Origin of the sequence: Actinoplanes sp. NPDC049118 (assembly GCF_040648555.1) — a bacterium.
Lineage (GTDB): Bacteria > Actinomycetota > Actinomycetes > Mycobacteriales > Micromonosporaceae > Actinoplanes.
Genome location: NZ_JBEZDY010000011.1, coordinates 168356 through 186825 on the forward strand (window position 1 = coordinate 168356; position 18470 = coordinate 186825).

Below are 18470 nucleotides of genomic sequence, written 5' to 3' on the forward strand. Positions count from 1 at the left end.
TCAGGAGTCGGTCTCGAAGGCGCGGCGGAAGGTCTCGAACTCCGGATCGGCCATGGCCTGCCGGTTCAGCGCCGGGTCGCCGTGCGCGGCGAAGTGGTCCAGGCCGACGGCGAGGAACAGCGCCGTGGCCCGCACCGCGACCGTTCCGGTCTGCCCGCCGATGCGGCCCTCGGCGGCCAGGTAGAGCTTGCGGCCCGCCACCCCGGTGCACCGTGCGTGGATGTGCAGCTGCGAGCCGACCGGCACCGGGGCGCGGAAGTCGGTCGTCAGCTGCGCCGTGACCGCGGGCCTGCCCAGCAGCCAGGCGACCGTTCCCAGGGTCTCGTCGAGGGCGCACGACAGCAGCCCGCCGTGTGCGATGCCCGGCGCGCCCTGGTGCTCGTCGGTAACCTGAAGCTCGGCGTGCACCGAGGCGTTCTCGCCGACGGTCAGCCTCATCCGCAGGCCGCTCTGATGCTCGGGCCCGCAGCCGTAGCACCGGCGAAAGTGCGAGGGCAGCAGCGTCCCGGCGGGCGGAGCGTCGGGGTGCGGCACCGCCGGCGTGGCGAGCCGGAACGACGCGTCATCGGTGATGGACATCCGGCAAAGGTAGCCGACCGCGCGGCCACAAGTTACTCACGGGTCACATGGGACGGCTCACTTTTTCTCTCCTCGAGGTCTTGCTCTACCTGGCCGGAATAACGATACTCGCCGTAACGTATTGGCCGGACCCCCGCGGAGGCACGCCTCATGACCACCCACGACTACGACGTGCTCGTCATCGGCTCGGGCTTCGGCGGATCCGTGTCCGCCCTGCGCCTGACGGAGAAGAACTACCGGGTCGGCGTGCTCGAGGCCGGCCGGCGCTACGCCAGCGGGGAACTGCCCAGGACGTCCTGGGACGCGCGCAAGTTCGTCTGGGCCCCGGCCCTCGGCCTGTACGGCATCCAGCGCATCCACCTGCTGCGCGACGTCGTGATTCTCGGCGGCGCGGGCGTCGGCGGCGGTTCCCTGAACTACGCCAACACGCTCTACAAGCCGCTCGCGCCGTTCTTCACCGACCCGCAGTGGGCACACATCACCGACTGGCGCGACGAGCTCGAGGCGCATTACGACCAGGCCCGGCGCATGCTCGGGGTCACCGTGAACCCCACCGTCACCGAGGCCGACGAGGTCCTGCGGTCGGTGGCCGCCGACATGGGCGTCGGTGACACCTTCACCGCGACGCCGGTCGGGGTCCTCTTCGGCGGCGACGGCCGGCCGCCCGGTGCCGAGGTCGACGACCCCTTCTTCGGCGGCGCCGGGCCCCGGCGCAACACCTGCCTCGAGTGCGGCTCCTGCATGACCGGCTGCCGGTACAACGCCAAGAACACCCTGGACAAGAACTACCTGTACCTGGCCGAGCGCAACGGATGCGACATCCACCCGATGACGACCGTCGTCGACGTCGAGCCGCTGCCCGGCGGCGGGTACGCCGTACACACGCGGGCGACGGACGGATCCGCCCGGCGTAAGCGGAACCGGCGCACCCTCACCGCCGGGCAGGTGGTGTTCTCGGCCGGCACCTACAACACGCAGAAGCTGCTGCACCGCCTGCGCGACACCGGCTCGCTGCCGAACGTGTCCGCCCGGCTGGGCCAGCTGACCCGCACCAACTCCGAGTCCATCCTGGGGGTCAAGGCGCGGGCCAAGAACCCCGCCTTCACCCAGGGCGTCGCGATCACGTCCTCGATCCACATCGACGCGCACACGCACATCGAGCCGGTGCGCTACGGCAAGGGCAGCAACGCGATGGCGCTGCTGCAGACCGCGCTCACCGACGGCGACCAGGGCCGGCCCCGCTGGCTCACCTGGCTCAGGACGCTGCTCACCCAGCCTCGGCAGTGGACCTGGTTCTCGCCGCGGAACTGGTCCGAGCGGACGATCATCCTGCTGGTGATGCAGGCGCTGGACAACTCCATCACCGTCCGCGGGCGCAGGAGCCTGCTCGGCGGCTACAAGCTCACCTCCGGCCCCGGCCACGGCGAGCCGAACCCCACCTGGATCCCCGCCGCCAACGACGCCGCGCGCCGGATCGCCGCCAAGATCGACGGTGTCGCCGGCGGGACCATCGGAGAGATCGCCAACATCCCCCTGACGGCGCACTTCATCGGCGGCTGCCCCATCGGCGACTCGCCGGAGACCGGTGTCGTCGACCCGTACCACCGGCTGTACGGGCACCCGGGCATACACGTCGCCGACGGCTCGACCGTGTCGGCGAACCTGGGCGTGAACCCGTCGCTGACCATCACGGCGCAGGCCGAACGCGCCATGTCGTTCTGGCCCAACCGCGGCGAGCACGACCCGAGGCCGGCGCTGGGCTCGGCGTACGAGCGCCTGGCGCCGGTCGCGCCGGTGCGGCCCGCGGTCCCGTCCGGCGCGCCGGCCGCCCTGCGTACCACCTCATGATTTCCCAGACCTACGTATGCGGAGGTTCCCGATGAGCAGTGCACCCGATTTCGGCGATCGGACCGACTTCGACGACGCCGACCGCGGCTTCGTCGCCGCGCTGACGCCCGGCGTCGTCACGGCCGCGGACGGGCGGGTCGTGTGGGACGCCGACGGCTGGACGGCCCTGTTCGAGGGCGACTGTCCGGACACGGCGGACCCGAGCCTGTGGCGGCAGGGGCGGCTCTGCGCGCGTCAGGGGCTCTACGAGGTCACCGAGGGCATCTACCAGGTACGCGGCCTGGACATCTCGAACATGACGATCGTCGAGGGCGACACCGGCGTGATCGTCATCGACCCGCTGCTCAGCGTGGAGACCGCCGCGGCGGCGCTCGGCCTGTACCGGGCGCACCGCGGCGACCGCCCGGTGACCGCGGTGATCTACAGCCACTGCCACGCCGACCACTTCGGCGGCGCCGCCGGCGTCACCGACGGCAGCGTCCCGATCCTGGCGCCGGTGGGTTTCATGGAGCACGCCGTGGCGGAGAACGTGTACGCCGGCACGGCGATGACCCGCCGGGCGGGCTACATGTACGGCGTGACGCTGCCGACCGGGCCGGCCGGGCAGATCGGGTTCGGGCTGGGGCTGGCCTCCTCCACGGGCACCGTGTCGTTGTTCGTGCCCACCGTCGACATCACCCACACCGGGCAGGAGGAGCTCGTCGACGGCGTGCGCATCGTGTTCCAGCTGACCCCGGGCACCGAGGCGCCGGCGGAGATGAACTTCCTGTTCCCCGACCGCCGCGCCCTGTGCATGGCCGAGAACGCCACGCACAACATGCACAACGTGCTGACCCTGCGCGGTGCGCTGGTGCGCGACGCCCGGATCTGGTCGCGGTACCTGACCGAGGCGATCACCATGTTCGACGGCCGGGCGGACGTCCTGTTCGCCTCGCACCACTGGCCCACCTGGGGCCACGACCACATGATGCGGTTCCTGTCCGAGCAGCGTGACCTGTACGCCTATCTGCACGACCAGACCCTGCGGCTGCTCAACCAGGGATACACCGGTACCGAGATCGCCGAGACGATCCCGTTGCCTCCGGCGCTGGAGAAGGCGTGGCACGCGCGCGGCTACTACGGTTCGGTCTCGCACAACGTCAAGGCCGTCTACCAGCGGTATCTCGGCTGGTTCGACGGCAACCCGGCCAACCTCTGGCAGCACCCGCCGGTCGAGACGGCCAGGCGGTACGTCGACTGCTTCGGCGGCGTCGACGCCGTCCTGGCCAAGGCGCGCGACTTCATCGACGGCGGGGACCCGCGGTTCGCCGCGCAACTGCTCCAGCACGCCGTCTTCGCCGACCCGGATCACGGCAAGGCGAAGGAGCTGCTGGCGCAGGTCTACGAGAGTCTTGCGTACGGCTCGGAGAACGGCGTCTGGCGCAACTTCTATCTCACGGGCGCGCAGGAGCTGCGGCACGGTCCGAGGGCCACACCGGTCGACCTCGGCGGCGGCATGGCCGCGGTGCTGTCGGTCGAGCAGATCTTCGACACGCTGGCGATCCGGGTCGACGCGCCGAGGGCCTGGCACGACACGATCGTCATCGACTGGGCGTTCACGGACCTGGGACAGGCCTACCGGACGACGTTGCGCAACGGGGTACTGCTCCAGCAGCAGGGCCCGCCGGCCGGGCGGCCCGACCTGAGCCTCACCCTGACCAAGCGGGACCTGCTGGGCGTGCTGGCCGGCAAGGGCCTCGGCGGCGCCGTACCCGACGGCGACATCGGCGTCCTCGGGCGGCTGGCCGGTTACCTCGACGCGCCCGATCCGAACTTCGCGATCGTGACGCCCTGACGGGTGCGGGATCTCCCCGCCCGTACGCTTCCGGGTATGGCCGGTGTGCGGGTGGAGCGGGGGCCGGGGCGGCCCCGGGAGGAGCGCGTCACGGGCGCGGTCCTGTCGGCGGTGCTGGACCTGGTGGCCGAGCAGGGGATGACCGCGGTCACGATGGACGCGGTCGCGGCCCGTGCCGGGGTGAGCAAGCCCGCCATCTACCGGCGCTGGCCGGGCAAGCACGACCTGCTCATCGCGGCCGCCGAGACCCGCATCGGCACGCTGACCGTGCCCGACCTCGGCGACTTCCGGGCCGAGCTGCGCACGGTGCTGGACGCGCGCCTCGAGGCCTACCGGATGCCGGGGACGGTGCAGCTGCTGGCCGCGCTGGTCTCGGCGGCGCAGGAGGGCGGCGAGGTGCGCGGCCCGTACCAGAGGTACGTCGCACGGATCATGAGCGAGACGCGGAAGATCCTGGAGCGCGGGATCGCCCGCGGCGACGTGCGCGAGGGCGTCGATGTGCAGGCCGCGGCCACGCTGGTGGCGGCGCCGCTCGTCTTCCGCCTGGTGTTCGAGCAGCAGTTGCCCGACGAGCGGCTCGCCGCAGATCTGGCCGACCTGATCGCCCGTGCGGTGGGCTCGCCGGCCTGATCCGGCGCCTGGTCAGGACCTTCGGATTTTCTCCCGCAGACCCTTGCCTCGGCGATCATCAATAACGATACTCCCCGTAACGAATGTGCGTGTCGGAGATCACTCCTGACAGCCCCCTGAGCCGCCTCGGAGCCACCATGACGGACACCGAAGTCGCACCCATCACCCCCGACAAGACCCAAGACAACCGGCGTCGTGCCTGGATCGTCACCGCGATGCTGGTGGCCTTCATGATGGTCAACTTCGCCGACAAGGCCATCCTCGGCCTGGCCGCCGACCCGATCATGCGCGACCTCGGCATGTCCGCGACCCAGTTCGGCGTCGCGAACAGCGCCTTCTTCCTGCTGTTCTCCGTCTTCGGCGCCGTCGGCGGCGTCCTGGCCGACCGGGTGCCGCCGCGGTGGGTGCTCCTGGGCATGGTGCTGCTCTGGTCGGTGTCCCAGGCGCCGATGGCGCTCGGCGCGGGTGTCGCCATGCTGTTCGCCTCGCGGATCCTGCTCGGGGCCGCGGAGGGGCCCGCCTTCCCGATCGCACAGCAGACCGCCCTCTCCTGGTTCCCGGACCACCGGCGCAACCTGCCCAGCGCACTGATCACCGTCGGTACCACGCTGGGCATCGTGATCGCCGCGCCCGCACTGACCTGGGTGGTGCGCGAGCACGGCTGGCGGTCCGCGTTCGCCGTCGTGGCCGTCGCCGGCGTGCTGTGGGCGGCGGTGTGGGCGCTCGTCGGCAGGGAGGGCCACCACGCGGTCGCCTCCGACGACGCCGCCACGACCGGGACCGCCGCGCAGGGGCCCGGCGGGATCAGCTACCGGCGCATCCTCGCCACCCGCAGCTGGCTCGGCGTCACCGCCGCCTACGCAAGCACCTACTGGATGATCGCCCTGGCCCTGGTCTGGATGCCCTCCTACCTGCACGACGGGCTGGGCTTCTCCGCCACTACGGCGGCGAACCTGGTGGCCGTCGTCTGGGCGGTCAACGCCGTCGCGCTGTTGAGCCAGGCCGGGCTGACCGGTTGGCTGCTGCGTCGCGGTGTCAGCAGCCGCTGGGCCCGTGCCCGGGTCGGCGGTATCACCCTCATCGTGGCGGCGGCCGGCTGCCTGGCCCTGGCCGGAGGGGAGCGCGGACCCCTCACCGTGCTGTTCCTGATCCTCGGCTTCGGGATCTGCGGGGTGATGGCGAGCATCGCGGTCACCACCGTGGCGGAGCTCGCGCCGGCCGAACGCCGCGGTGGCGCGCTCGGCCTCATGAATGCCGTCGTCACGGTCGCGGGCCTGGTCGGGCCCACCCTCATCGGCCACCTGGTCGACACGCAGGGTCCGGCCGGATACGACACCGCCATCGTGCTCTCCGGTGCGCTGCTCCTGCTCGGCGGCCTGGCCGCGGTCACGCTCGTCGACCCGGACCGGGACCGGCGCCGCCTGGCGCAATGACGCCCGCACCACTCGATCGAACAAGTCAGACAGGAGACCTGGTCATGAACAACCTCGCCCACAATCTGGCCGTCGCGGCGGCCCGCTTCGGCACTGCCCCCGCCATCCGGCTCGGCGACGCGGTGGTGTCGTTCGCGCAGCTCGACGGGGCCGCCGCCCGGGTGGCGGGGCTGCTACGCGACCGCGGCGTGGTGCCCGGTGACCGGGTCGGCATCATGCTGCCGAACGTGCCGCAGTTCGCCGCCGCCTACTACGGCATCCTGCGCGCCGGCGCCGTCGCGGTGCCGATGAACGTGCTGCTCAAGCCCCGCGAGGTGGCGTTCTACCTGGCCGACTCGCAGGCCAGGCTGGTGCTGGCCTGGCACGGCTTCGCCGAGGACGCCGCGGCGGGCGCGGCCGCCGCCGGCACCGGGTGCCTGGTGGTGACGCCGGGCGACTTCGAGGCCCTGCTGGGTGCCACCACGCCGCAGGACGGCGTCGTCGAGCGCGCCGCCGGCGACACCGCCGTCATCCTCTACACCTCCGGCACGACCGGCACGCCCAAGGGCGCCGAGCTCAGCCACGCCAACCTGACCCGCAACGCCGAGGTCGCGGTCGGCCTGCTGGGCCTGACTCCCGTCGACACGGTGCTCGGCGCGCTGCCGCTGTTCCACACGTTCGGCCAGACCTGCGGCCTCAACGCCGCGGTCGCCGCCGGGGCCTGCCTGGCGCTCGTGCCGCGCTTCGACCCGCAGGCGGTGCTGGAGACGATCCACCGGCACCGCGTCACGGTCTTCGAGGGCGTGCCGACGATGTTCGTCGCGCTGCTCAGCCACCCGGAGCGGGCGAGTTTCGACGTCGACAGCCTGCGGCTGTGCGCGTCCGGCGGTGCGGCACTGCCGGTCGAGGTCATGCGCGCGTTCGAGGAGGCGTACGGCTGCGTCATCCTCGAGGGCTACGGCCTGTCCGAGACCTCGCCCATCGCCTCGTTCAACCACGCCGACCGGGAACGCAAGCCCGGGTCGATCGGCACACCCGTCGCCGGGGTGGAGATGGCGCTGCGCGAGGTCGAGGACGGCGTCGGGGAGATCGTGATCCGCGGCCACAACATCATGAAGGGCTACTGGGGCCGCCCGGACGCGACCGCGGAGGCGATCGACGAGGACGGCTGGTTCCGCTCCGGCGACCTCGCGCGCATGGACGAGGACGGCTACTTCTTCATCGTCGACCGCAAGAAGGACATGATCATCCGCGGCGGGTACAACGTCTACCCGCGCGAGGTGGAGGAGCTGCTGTACGAGCACCCGGCGGTGCGCGAGGCGGCCGTCGTCGGCGCCGCGCACGCCGCGCTGGGCGAGGAGGTGTGCGCCGCGGTCGCGCTCAAGGCCGGCGCCACGGTCACCCCCGATGAGCTGCGCGAACACGTGAAGGCGCAGGCGGCGGCGTACAAGTACCCGCGGCACGTGTGGATCGTCGACGAGCTGCCGAAGTCCCCGACCGGCAAGATCCTCAAGCGTGAGATCGACATACCCGCCGGCCTGATCGCCTGATCGCCCACCCCTGCTGGACAAGGAAGTGCTCCCGATGAACATCAGCCCCACCGCCACCGCCCGACTCGACCAGATGATCGCCGAGCTGTCCGACGGCGAGCGCGGCTGGGCCCGCGAGACGCTCGCCTCGCGCCGCGCCCTGTTGATGGAGGTACACGCGAACGTCGCCGCACACGCCGAGGAGTGGGTGCGCGTAGCCGGGGAGATCAAGCAACTGCCCGCCGGCTCGCCGCTGCTCGGCGAGGAATGGACCAGCGGACCGTGGGCGGTCCTCGGGTACACGCCGGCGCTGGCCGAGACGTTGACCCGCCTGGAACAGGGCCGCGACCTGCTGGACGGGTTCCGGTTCGGCGCCGCACCCGGCGACCGCGTCGCCGTGGACGTGCTGCCCCATCACGTCTACGACCGGCTGCTGCTCAGCGGCTTCAAGGCCGAGGTCTGGATGGAGCCCGGCGTCACCGAGGGGGAGACCCGGGAACGCGCCGGCCTGGCGCTGCGCACGCCCGAGATCACCGCCGGCGTCGCCGTGGTCATGGGTGCGGGCAACGTCACCTCCATCGCCCCGCTCGACGTGCTCTACCAGCTGTACGCGTACAACCGGGTGGTCCTGCTCAAGCTCAACCCGGTCACCGACCCGCTGCTGCCGGTGTTCGAGGCGGTCTTCGCCCCGTTCATCGACCGCGGCTACCTGCGGATCGTCACCGGTGACGCGTCCGTCGGCGACCACCTGGTGACCCATCTGGACGTCGACGCGGTGCACATCACCGGCAGCGAGGCGACCCACGACGCGATCGTCTGGGGCGCGGGCGGTGCCGGTGCCGGCGCGAAGGCCGCGGGCACGCCGCGCCTGAAGAAGCCGATCACGAGCGAGCTGGGCGGGGTCTCTCCGACCATCGTGCTGCCCGGCCGCTGGTCGAAGGCGGACATCCGGTTCCAGGCCGAGCACATCGCCACCCAGCGCCTGCACAACAGCGGCTTCAACTGCATCGCGGCGCAGATCGTCATCGTCAGCGCGGCCTGGCCGCAGAAGCGCGAGTTCCTCGCCGCGCTGCGCGCCGCGGTCGCGGCCGCGCCCGGCCGCCCCGCCTGGTATCCCGGCTGCGAGCTGCGGGTCGACGGCGCGCGGGCGGCGCATCCGCGCTTCGAGGCCGTCGGCGGTACCCCCGAGCGCACCCTGCTGTGGGACCTCGACCTGGCCGACGGCGCGGAGACCGCCTTCGCGACCGAGTACTTCGGCCCGGTCCTCGGCGTCGCCGAACTGCCCGGCACCGAACTGGAGTTCCTCGACGCCGCGGTCGACGCCGCGAACGAGCGCCTGCACGGCACGCTCGGCGCCAACATCGTGATCGACCCCCGCACCCGGCGGCGGCTCGGCGGGCGGCTGCGCGAAGCCATCGCCCGCCTGCGGTACGGCACGGTCGGCGTCAACGCGTGGACCGGCGTCGGTTACCTGACCGCCCGCGCCACCTGGGGCGCCTTCCCCGGACACCCGCTCGACGACATCGGCAGCGGCCGCGGCGTCGTGCACAACTCGCTCCTGCTGCACCGGCCGGAACGCACTGTCGTGTACGGGCCGTTCCGTCCGCTGCCCCGCTCGGTCATGACCGGGCAGCTCAGCATCACCCCGAAGCCGCCGTGGTTCATCACTAACCGTACTGCTGCGGTTACTGGGCGTCGTCTTACCGCGTTCGCGGCGCGGCCCCGCTGGTCGGCCCTGCCCGGCATCTTCGCCTCCGCGCTACGCGGCTGAGCCCCGGTCCTACATGTAGTGATCAGAGGCCTACGCGGCGTTCTCGGCGTCGGTGGTCGGGCCCTTGATCATGGGGAAAGCAGAGCGCCGATTGAGGTCCGCTTGACCTGCCCCCGGCATTGTTGCCCACGTCGTAAACGGGCATGTGAAAGGGAATCGAAACATCATGAAGCTATCGCGTCTGATCGCCACCCTGGGTGTGGCCCTGGCCGGCACCGTGCTGGTCGCTCCGCAGGCGGCCTCGGCCGCCGGCGCCCAGGCACCCAGCGCTCAGGTGCCCAGCGCCCCGCTGGGTGTGCGGCAGCTCCGCTCGGCCACGGACGCCACTCTGACCGATGTGTACTGGAAGCCGGCCGTCTACGCCGACCGCTACCGGGTCAAGGTCACCGAGGGCGCCACCACGGTCGCCTCCTACCTGGTGCCGGCCACCCAGGCCCTCACCAACGGCCTGCACCAGGTGAGCGTCTCGACGCCGAACAAGTGCTCGACCTACAAGATCAGCGTTCGGGCGGAGGACACCATCGGCCAGGGCGCCGCGGCCAGCGTCACCGAGAAGTCCCTGGCCCCGACGATCGTCACCAAGGCCCGCGCCTACCGCGGCGCGGACCGTACCCGGGCGACCTTCGAGATGGCCACTCCGCAGTGGAAGGGCTACCTCGTCGCCCCCGGCGGCGGCGCCCGCCCGGACGACCTGAAGAAGCCGACGATCGCCGTCAGCACCACGCTGCAGCTGGTCCGGATCATCGACAACAAGGTGATCAACACCGTCACGACGACACAGACCGGATGGACCAACGCGAAGCTCGCGAAGGTCTACACCGGCCTGGAGGCCAAGCGTGCCTACGTGCTGAGGGTGACCGCGTCCAACGGCTGGGGCAGCTGCAGCCGCCAGGACGGCAGGATCCTGCTCAACCGCGTACCTGCCTGACCCTCCCCGCGTGAGCAACGGCCCGGCGACAGCCGGGCCGTTGCTTCGTCGTACCTGGACTCGCCGCGCACGTCGCCGCGGGGTGCGGCCGTAGCTGGAGGACGACTCACCCGACGCGAAGCCGTATGCGACGGCCGGCATCGGTCTCCGCAACGAGCCTGGCAGGACTGACACGAAGCCGAGAATCGCGCTTGAGCGCGGGTTGAGACGCAGGCCCGACAGTTGTCTTCGTCAGAACGAAGACCGAAGGAAGCGTGCGTACGTGCTGAAGGTGAGCCCCTCGAACACGTGGGGCACCTGCGCCCGCGCGGACGGCAGGATCCTGCTCGATGCCGGCAAGTAACTCCACCATCCATGAGGGACACCGTGGCTCGCGCTACGCTCCGGGGCGCGCCCGCTGAGAGGCTGAGGATGTCGACACCTGACCTGCCGAATGCCTGGGAGACTGCGCCGGCCCTGCAGGACCCGCCTCCCGACGACCTGCCCGAGGAGGAGCCGTTCCGGACGGCAACGGCGAGCTACTGGGAATGTGGCTACTCCGGCTGGCATCTGGCTCTGGCGTGGCTGGCCGGCCCCGCGACGATCGTGCGCTACCCGGACACCCGCGAGCACTACTGGGACGTCACCGAATACCCGGATGACGGGACACGCCGGCACCGCCGAAGGCTCACCGAGGCAGAGTCGGCGGAGATCGACGAGGACTGGAACGGGTACCTGAGGGACGTGGGGATTCCCGATCGCCGGCCCGGCGGCTACCGGTGGTTCCAGCTCCTGCCCGAAGGCCGGCGTCCCGCCGACGTCAGCGCCGCAGCGCATCAGGCGATCAACGACTCGGGCCTGCCCGCGGCTCATCACCCACGCGAGGCCATCCCGTTCGTCCGCAGGGCAATCGAACAGCTATACCGTTCGTGATGGGTTCCGCGTGTGGTCGACCGAGGGAGAAACCGTGAAGGACGACGTCTGGTCGATGGTGCACGCGGAGCGTGCGGCGCTGATCGATGACCTGACGCGGCTCGCCGACGAGCGGTGGGAGCAGCGGTCGCTGTGCGAGGGGTGGACCGTTCACGACGTCGTCGCCCACCTGGTCGACTCGGCCCGGACCACCCGCCTCGGTTTCGTGGCGGGCCTCGTCCGGGCGCGGTTCGACTTCGACCTTCAGAACGCACGCGGCGTGCAGCGCGAACGCGGCGCCTCACCGCAGGAGACGTTGGAGCGACTTCGTCAGGTGGCGTCGCGCAGGTCCACCCCTCCCGCGCCCCTCGACAGCCGGCTCGTCGAGGAGGTCGTGCACGGTGAGGACATCCGTCGGCCGTTGGGCCTCACCCGCACGTATCCGCAGGAGGCCGTGGTCAGAGCGCTTCGCCTGCAGGTACGTACCCCGGCGTCGTTCGGCGGAGCCAAGGAGCTGGCGGCCCGCCTCCAGCTGAGGGCATCGGACGCCGGCCTCTCGATCGGAGACGGTCCGCAGGCGAGCGGAACCGCGCTCGCACTGCTCCTCGCCGTGTCCGGGCGGCGGGTGGCGCTGGACGAACTCGACGGGCCGGGAGTCGCCACGCTGGCAGCCGCCTGAGAAGGACGACGATTCGGCCGGCCGAGCGCGCGCCTCAGAATGTCGTACCCGTGATCCATGATCGGAGCATGACGGCTACCTCGGAGCAGGCGGAGTACCCGGTCCGGATACTGATCAGCGACTGGCTGCTCATCGACGGGACGATGGACAACCACGTCCAGTCGGCCATCGACGGTGCTGTGCCGGACAGCGTGCCGGGTTGGGATGTCGCGGCGAAGAGATCGGCCAGGAAACCGCCGAGGGTGGCCCGGCTGGGTAACAGCATTCGCCAGGCGGGTTGGGACCAGATTCCGGGGTGGCCGCATGACGGCGAGGGCTTCCGAACCTGGCCGGCCCCTGGACAGACGGCGACGATGACCCTTACCGGCCTTCAATGGAAGTTGGTCGTGTTCGCTCTGAACTGCTGGGCAGACGTCGACGAGCGCATGTCCGACGCCGAGGGAGCGGCCAGGTCCCGGGCCATCGCCACCGCCGTCGGTCAGCGGCTTGCCGAACAGGGCTGGTCGCCGGAATCGCCATGACGCACGATCGCGCCGCGGTGCGTGGCGACGGTCCCGATGCGCTCACCAGCCGCCGTCCGGCTCCCAGGCCCGCTCGCACTCGCGTTCGCCGGTTTGGCAACCTGTCCGCTCCGGCGCTGTGCCGGGGCTGCACCCTTCGGTCAAGAGACTCGACTGGACAACCTCGGGGCTCAACGTTCCTCCCGGTGACGGCATGCTCCCGGGCGGACCGGCGTCGGCATTGACCTTCCGGTGACTGCCAGCTGCCCCGTCCTGACCGTTCAGGCCGAGGAGCGCACGCCCGATGACGACACGACCGGAATCACGACCCGATCAGCAGATCCGCGCCCGATCCCGGCGGCACACCACCGTGGCGGTCATCGCGGCTCTCGCTGTGAGCCTGACGGTCGCCGGCCTGCCCAGCCCGGCTTCGGCACAGGTGCCGGCCGCGGCGACGCGGTGGTCGTCGCTGATGTACCACAGCCTCACGCCGGGCCCGGAGTACGTCGCGCTCCGCAAGAAGCTCGCCTCCCAGCGTGCCACCCTCGCGAACCGGGCCGACCTGGTCACCGCCCGCAAGGCGGCGCACGGCGCCGCGCAGACCGACGTGACGAAGGCCGTCGCCGCCGACACGCGCACCCGTACCCGGTATGCGGTCGCCAGGGAGAACCTGACAAGCGCGAGGAACAAGCTGACCGTGGCGTCGCAGCGGCGGCCGCGCAGCGGCGCCGCGGTGGCCGCGGCGAAGAAGTCGGTCACGGCCGCGGCGAAGACGGCGGCCGCCCGCAGGGGCGAGGCGCGCACCGCGGCCGCGGCGCTGAAGGCGGCGCAGGCCACCGCCCGGACCGCCACCGTCGACGTGGACAAGGCGATCGCCGCGTGGCAGACCTCCAAGGCTGCGGTCCAGACGAACCAGCGGAAGCTCATCGAGCTCGACAAGTCCACCGAGTTGGCCGCCAAGGCCGCCGCGACCAGCCGGGACGTCGTCAACGACGTCCGTGGCAAGTTCGTCGTCGCCGACACCACCTCCGTCAACGGCGTCACCGTGCACAAGAGCGTCGCGTTCGCGTTCCGCCGGATGCTCAGCGACGCGAAGGCCGACGGGATCGCGCTGTCGGGTGGCGGGTTCCGGACCAAGCAGCGGCAGATCGAGCTGCGGAAGATCAACGGCTGCCCCGACGTCTGGACCGCGCCGGCCTCGTCGTGCCGGGTGCCGACGGCGATTCCGGGCCGGTCGCTGCACGAACTCGGCCTGGCCGTCGATGTCACGTCCGGCGGGCGGTCGCTCACCGCGAAGAGCGCCGGGTTCAAGTGGCTGTCGGCGAACGCCCGCAAGTACGGGTTCGTGAACCTGCCGTCCGAGCCGTGGCACTGGTCGATCACCGGCGGATGACCGGCGCGGCCGACCGTCTCCAGACCGACGGCGGTTCCGGGAGAATGGCCGGATGACCCTGCGCATCACGCCGTTGACCGACCCGAACCGCAGCGCGTCGAGCTACCGGCTGGCCTGGCTGGCGGCCGGTGCCGACGGGCGGCCGCTCGGCGCGGCCTTCCTGCGGGTGCCCGCCGTCGGCGACTCGGGCGAGGTGGAGCTGCACGTACATCCGGCCGAACGGCGGGTCGGCGTCGGCACGCGGCTGCTCGAGACGGTCACCGGCGCGGCCGGCGAGCTCGGGCTGCGCGGCGTGCTCACCGAGGCGGTCGCGGAGGACTCGGCGGGGGACCTGTTCTGCGCGGCGCGCGGGCTGCGGCGGGTTCTGGCGCTCACGTACACCCGGTTGGATCTGACCGGCGCCGAGCCGGTCGCCGACCCGGTGCCGGGCTACCGGCTGGTCCAGTGGGAAGGCACCGTGCCGGACGACCTCGCGGAGACGTTCGCCCGGTCCCGCCGGGCGATGGACGACATGCCGATGGACGACGCGGGTACGGTCCCGCAGCCGTGGAACGTCGAGCGGCTGCACGCGGTCGCCGAGGCGGTCGCGAGGCGCGGCGAGACGCTGTTCACCGTCGCGGCGGTGGCCGCGGACGGCGAGATCGCCGGCTTCACCGAGCTCGTGGTGCCGGGCGACGGCACCGGCGACGGCCAGCACTACGGCACCGGGGTGCTGCCCGAGCACCGCGGTCGCGGCCTGGCCCGGTGGATGAAGGCCGACGCGATCGGCCGGGCCCGCGTCCGCTTCCCCCGGCTCGCCGGGCTGCTCGCGGACACCGCGGACAGCAACGCGGCGATGCGCCGGACCAACGAGTCCCTCGGCTACCGGCCGACCCACCGCAGCGTGCTCTACCGCCTGGACCTGGCGACCTGCGACTGACCGCTCGGAGTCGGCGGCGGGATGCCGCGGATCCGCCACCCCCGCCCGTGACGGCGTCGTCAGGGGCAGGGGTGGAGGTCCTGGCCGGTTCCGCACATGGGGACGTCCGGCGACGTTGCGGCGACATAGCCCAGGAACACCAGCCACGCCAGGATCAGGATCAGGCCGATGACGCCGAAGGTGTCCAACCTCCGCGGCTTCCTGTCGTTCTCGTCGGTCATGTCAGGGACAGTAGGCAGCACCCACAAGACCTGTCGGATCCCCTAAGCGGATCCGCAGATCACGTCGTCCATGAGCCGGAAGGTGCGCCCGTACACCGCGCGGGCCGCTTCCTCGTCGGCGAGTTGCGTGGACAGGGACAGCACCGCCACGCGGTCGCCGTCCGTGCTGACTGCGTTGGCGGTGCTCATGCCGAGCACGTCGCCGCCGTGCGACCAGTAGCCGCCGCACCGGTTCGGGATGAACATGATGCCGAGGCCGTACCGCGCGCCCGGGATGAAGTCCTGGAACGTATCGGCGAGCACCGTCTCGTGCAGCTGCGCCAGCTGCCGCGGCTTGAGCAGGTGACCGTCTTGCAGCGCCTGCCAGAAACGGGCCAGGTCGGTCGGCGTCGTGATCAGACTGCCGGCCGCGTCGGCGACGGTCGGGTTGAACAGGGTGGTGTCGGTCAGCGCACCGCCGGGTGCCCACTGCTGGTAGCCCTTGGCGTACGGTGCCGGCAGGGACGGCCGGTCGCCCGGCTCCGATGTCCGCCGCAGCCCGAGCGGCCGGAGGACGCGGGCGCGTACCTCGGTGGCCCATGACCGGCCGGTCACCCGCTCGATGATCATTCCGGCGAGGATGTAGTTGGTGTTGGAGTAGTCCCATCGGGTGCCGGGCGCGAAGTCGGGTTCGTGCTTGGTCGCCAGGGCCACGAGATCCTCGGCGTCGTAGTGGTCGAACCGGTGCGCCAGATAGGCCTCGCGGGAGCCGAGCGCCGCGATGTCCCTGGTGTAGTTGTAGAGGCCGCTGGTGTGCTGCAGCAGGTTGCGGACGGTGATCCGGCGGCCGTCGTTGCCGTTGCCCGCGACGGTCCCCGGCAGCCACCGTTCGACGGTGTCGTCGAGCGACAGCCGGCCCTCGCCGACGAGTTGCAGGACGACGACGGACACGAACGTCTTGGTGTTGCTGCCCATCCGGAAGTGGCCGTCGAGCGGCACCGGGGTGCCCCGCTCGAGGTCGCCGACGCCGGCCCGCGCGCGGGTGGTGTCGCCGCCGACCCGGACGAGGCCCTGCACCCCGGTGATGCCGAGGTCGTGCAGGTCGTCGACCGCGACCTGCAGCCGCCGGTCGTCGCGGGTCGCTCCGGCCGTTGCCGGCACCGCGGCGCCGGCGACCAGGGTCGCTGCCAGGGTGACGGCCAGGCCGCACCGGGCAAGGTGTTCTCGCATGTCGGGCTCCTCCAAGGGATCCGGGCGAACCAGGAGCCCTGACCGTACGAAGCCCTTCGATGTGCCTCCATCCGGCGATCCCCCCAACCGGGGTGGGGCTAACCCCCGTAACGCCGCCGTGACCGGACGGGTCAGGCCGGCGGTATCCGCCGGCGCACGTCGTCCGCCGTTGCCGGGCCGGGTTGCCACGTGGACACCCAGTCCCCGTCCTGCGGCGCGAGGACGATGCCCTCCTCCAGGAAGGCGTAGCGACCGTCCAGCACGCGCCGGGCCACCTCGACGTCCGGCGAGTCGGTGTTGTCCCAGAGGGCGGTGAAGAGCGCCTCGGCCCGCAGCCGCGCCTGCCGGCAGAAGACATGTGCCAGCTCTACACCCTCGGGATGCAGCTGCCGCTCCCCTTGAGCGCGCACGCACACCGCTGACATCGCGAAGAGTTCGGCTCCGATGTCGACGATGCGGCCGAGGAAGCCGTGCTTGCGCTCCAGCTTGCCCTGCCAGCGCGACATCGCGTAGAAGACCGACCGGGCGAGCTTGCGGGACGACCGCTCGACGTACCTCAGGTGCGCGGCGAGGGGACCGAACTCGCCGTATCCGGCCGGCAACTGGCCGCGGCCGACGGTCAGGGTCGGCAGCCACCGCGCGTAGAAGGCGCCGGCCCGCGCCCCGGCGTTCACCTTCCGGCCGGCCCCGGCGTCCGGGTCGATGATGTCGCCGGCGACGGAGAGGTGCGCGTCGACCGCCTCGCGGGCGATGAGCAGGTGCATGATCTCGGTGGAGCCCTCGAAGATGCGGTTGATCCGCAGGTCGCGGAGGATCTGCTCGGCCTCGACCGCGCGTTCGCCGCGGGCGGCCTGCGACTGCGCCGTCTCGTAGCCCCGGCCGCCGCGGATCTGGATCAGCTCGTCGGCGACCTGCCAGGCCATCTCGCTGGCGAAGAGCTTGATCAGGGCGGCTTCGATGCGGATGTCGTTGCGGTCGTCGTCGGCGATCGTGCAGCAGAGATCCAACATGGATTCCATCGCGTAAGTCGTGGCGGCGATGAATGCGATCTTCTTGGCCACGGCCTCGTGCTGCCCGACCTGGCGGCCCCACTGCACCCGTTCCGCGGACCACTCCCGGGCGATGTTGAGCGACCACTTGGCCGCGCCTATGCACATCGCGGGCAGCGACAACCGGCCGGTGTTGAGCGTGGTCAACGCGATCTTGAGACCCTTGCCGAGGCCGCCGATGACGTTCTCCTCCGGCACGAACACGTCGTGGAACCGGGTCACGCTGTTCTCCAGCCCGCGCAGGCCGAGGAACTCGTTGCGCCGCTCCACCGTGATCCCGGGCGCGTCGCCCTCCACCACGAACGCGGTGATGCCCCGGTCCGGCACCCGGGCCATCACGACCAGCAGGGTCGCCATCGTGCCGTTGGTGGCCCACAGCTTCACCCCGTTGAGCCGGTAGCCGCCCTCGACCGGCTGGGCGACGGTGCCGAGGCGCGCCGGGTCGGAACCGACGTCCGGCTCCGTGAGCAGGAACGCGGACACCTCGCCGGCGGCCAGCCGGGGCAGGAACGCCTTCTTCTGCTCGGCGGTGCCGAAGATCTTGAGTGGCTGCGGCACGCCGATCGACTGGTGCGCCGACAGGAGCGCGCCCAGGGCGGGGCTCACCGAGCCGATGAGCGTGAGCGCCTTGCAGTAGTGCAGGTTGGAGAGCCCGAGGCCGCCGTACTCCTTGTCGATCTTCATGCCGAACGCCCCGAGCCGGGCCAGGCCGTGGAAGACCTCGTCGGGGATCCGGGCCTCCCGCTCGATGCGCGCCCCGTCCACGTCCGAGCGGAGGTAGGCCTCCAGCTTCGCGATGTAGTCGTCCGCATCGGGGGCGGGCGCCACGCCGGGCCACGGATCGATCAGATCGAGCTGGAACCGCCCGAGGAACAGTTCCTTGCCGAAGCTCGGCTTGCGCCACTCGGACTGGCGAGCGGCCTCGGCTACCTGTCGCGCCTGCTTCTCCGAGACGTCGGCCGGCTTGGTCACGGTTTACCCCTTTGACCTGGGAACGGCTAGCACATCCCCGTGAAGATGCTCATCCCCGCCGGGGTCTCGCAAGCGCCACGTTACCCACGGGTGTTACCGGAAGGTA

General features: G+C 71.4%; 16 protein-coding genes. 12 read left to right on the plus strand and 4 right to left on the minus strand.

Annotated features, from left to right (window positions below; translation table 11 throughout):
* Positions 1 to 579, minus strand: coding sequence for a PaaI family thioesterase (locus tag AB0B58_RS19315; RefSeq protein WP_360225085.1), 579 nt, complete (start codon positions 577 to 579; stop codon positions 1 to 3).
* A gap of 150 nt (positions 580 to 729) precedes the next feature.
* Here AB0B58_RS19315 and AB0B58_RS19320 point away from each other — a divergent pair, with 150 nt between their 5' ends.
* From AB0B58_RS19320 to AB0B58_RS19375, 12 genes are all read left to right on the plus strand, one after another.
* Positions 730 to 2427 (plus strand): GMC family oxidoreductase, encoded by a 1698-nt coding sequence (locus AB0B58_RS19320; protein ID WP_360225087.1) that lies wholly within the window; start codon positions 730 to 732, stop codon positions 2425 to 2427.
* Positions 2428 to 2458: 31 nt separating this feature from the next.
* The gene (locus AB0B58_RS19325; RefSeq protein WP_360225089.1) at positions 2459 to 4261 is read left to right on the plus strand and encodes an alkyl sulfatase dimerization domain-containing protein; all 1803 of its coding nucleotides are present in this window, start codon (positions 2459 to 2461) and stop codon (positions 4259 to 4261) included.
* A gap of 36 nt (positions 4262 to 4297) precedes the next feature.
* Complete coding sequence (locus AB0B58_RS19330) at positions 4298 to 4891, plus strand: TetR/AcrR family transcriptional regulator (RefSeq protein ID WP_360225091.1); 594 nt, start codon at positions 4298 to 4300, stop codon at positions 4889 to 4891.
* Positions 4892 to 5028: 137 nt separating this feature from the next.
* Positions 5029 to 6324, plus strand: a complete 1296-nt coding sequence (locus tag AB0B58_RS19335; protein ID WP_360225093.1) for an MFS transporter — start codon at positions 5029 to 5031, stop codon at positions 6322 to 6324.
* A gap of 44 nt (positions 6325 to 6368) precedes the next feature.
* Positions 6369 to 7853 (plus strand): long-chain fatty acid--CoA ligase, encoded by a 1485-nt coding sequence (locus AB0B58_RS19340; protein WP_360225095.1) that lies wholly within the window; start codon positions 6369 to 6371, stop codon positions 7851 to 7853.
* A 34-nt stretch (positions 7854 to 7887) separates the two neighbouring features.
* Positions 7888 to 9603 carry an aldehyde dehydrogenase family protein gene (locus AB0B58_RS19345; RefSeq protein WP_360225097.1) on the plus strand — a complete coding sequence of 572 codons (1716 nt, stop codon included), beginning with the start codon at positions 7888 to 7890 and terminating at the stop codon, positions 9601 to 9603.
* A 166-nt stretch (positions 9604 to 9769) separates the two neighbouring features.
* Positions 9770 to 10531 carry a hypothetical protein gene (locus tag AB0B58_RS19350; protein WP_360225099.1) on the plus strand — a complete coding sequence of 254 codons (762 nt, stop codon included), beginning with the start codon at positions 9770 to 9772 and terminating at the stop codon, positions 10529 to 10531.
* Between the two features lie 411 nt (positions 10532 to 10942).
* Positions 10943 to 11443 carry a DUF5956 family protein gene (locus AB0B58_RS19355; protein ID WP_360225101.1) on the plus strand — a complete coding sequence of 167 codons (501 nt, stop codon included), beginning with the start codon at positions 10943 to 10945 and terminating at the stop codon, positions 11441 to 11443.
* Between the two features lie 55 nt (positions 11444 to 11498).
* Positions 11499 to 12101: a maleylpyruvate isomerase family mycothiol-dependent enzyme gene (locus AB0B58_RS19360; protein WP_360225322.1), complete on the plus strand. Its 603-nt coding sequence runs from the start codon at positions 11499 to 11501 to the stop codon at positions 12099 to 12101.
* Between the two features lie 50 nt (positions 12102 to 12151).
* Complete coding sequence (locus AB0B58_RS19365; protein ID WP_360225103.1) at positions 12152 to 12622, plus strand: hypothetical protein; 471 nt, start codon at positions 12152 to 12154, stop codon at positions 12620 to 12622.
* Positions 12623 to 12905: 283 nt separating this feature from the next.
* Complete coding sequence (locus tag AB0B58_RS19370; RefSeq protein WP_360225105.1) at positions 12906 to 13994, plus strand: M15 family metallopeptidase; 1089 nt, start codon at positions 12906 to 12908, stop codon at positions 13992 to 13994.
* Positions 13995 to 14046: 52 nt separating this feature from the next.
* Positions 14047 to 14913, plus strand: coding sequence for a GNAT family N-acetyltransferase (locus AB0B58_RS19375; protein WP_360225107.1), 867 nt, complete (start codon positions 14047 to 14049; stop codon positions 14911 to 14913).
* A gap of 59 nt (positions 14914 to 14972) precedes the next feature.
* Here the strand turns inward: AB0B58_RS19375 and AB0B58_RS19380 are convergent, their stop codons facing one another.
* The 3 genes from AB0B58_RS19380 to AB0B58_RS19390 all read right to left on the minus strand — a co-directional run bounded on the left by AB0B58_RS19380 (position 14973) and on the right by AB0B58_RS19390 (position 18364).
* Positions 14973 to 15134 (minus strand): hypothetical protein, encoded by a 162-nt coding sequence (locus tag AB0B58_RS19380; protein ID WP_360225109.1) that lies wholly within the window; start codon positions 15132 to 15134, stop codon positions 14973 to 14975.
* Between the two features lie 42 nt (positions 15135 to 15176).
* The gene (locus AB0B58_RS19385) at positions 15177 to 16343 is read right to left on the minus strand and encodes a serine hydrolase domain-containing protein (RefSeq protein WP_360225111.1); all 1167 of its coding nucleotides are present in this window, start codon (positions 16341 to 16343) and stop codon (positions 15177 to 15179) included.
* Positions 16344 to 16474: 131 nt separating this feature from the next.
* Positions 16475 to 18364: an acyl-CoA dehydrogenase family protein gene (locus AB0B58_RS19390; protein WP_360225113.1), complete on the minus strand. Its 1890-nt coding sequence runs from the start codon at positions 18362 to 18364 to the stop codon at positions 16475 to 16477.
* Positions 18365 to 18470 lie beyond the last annotated feature (106 nt).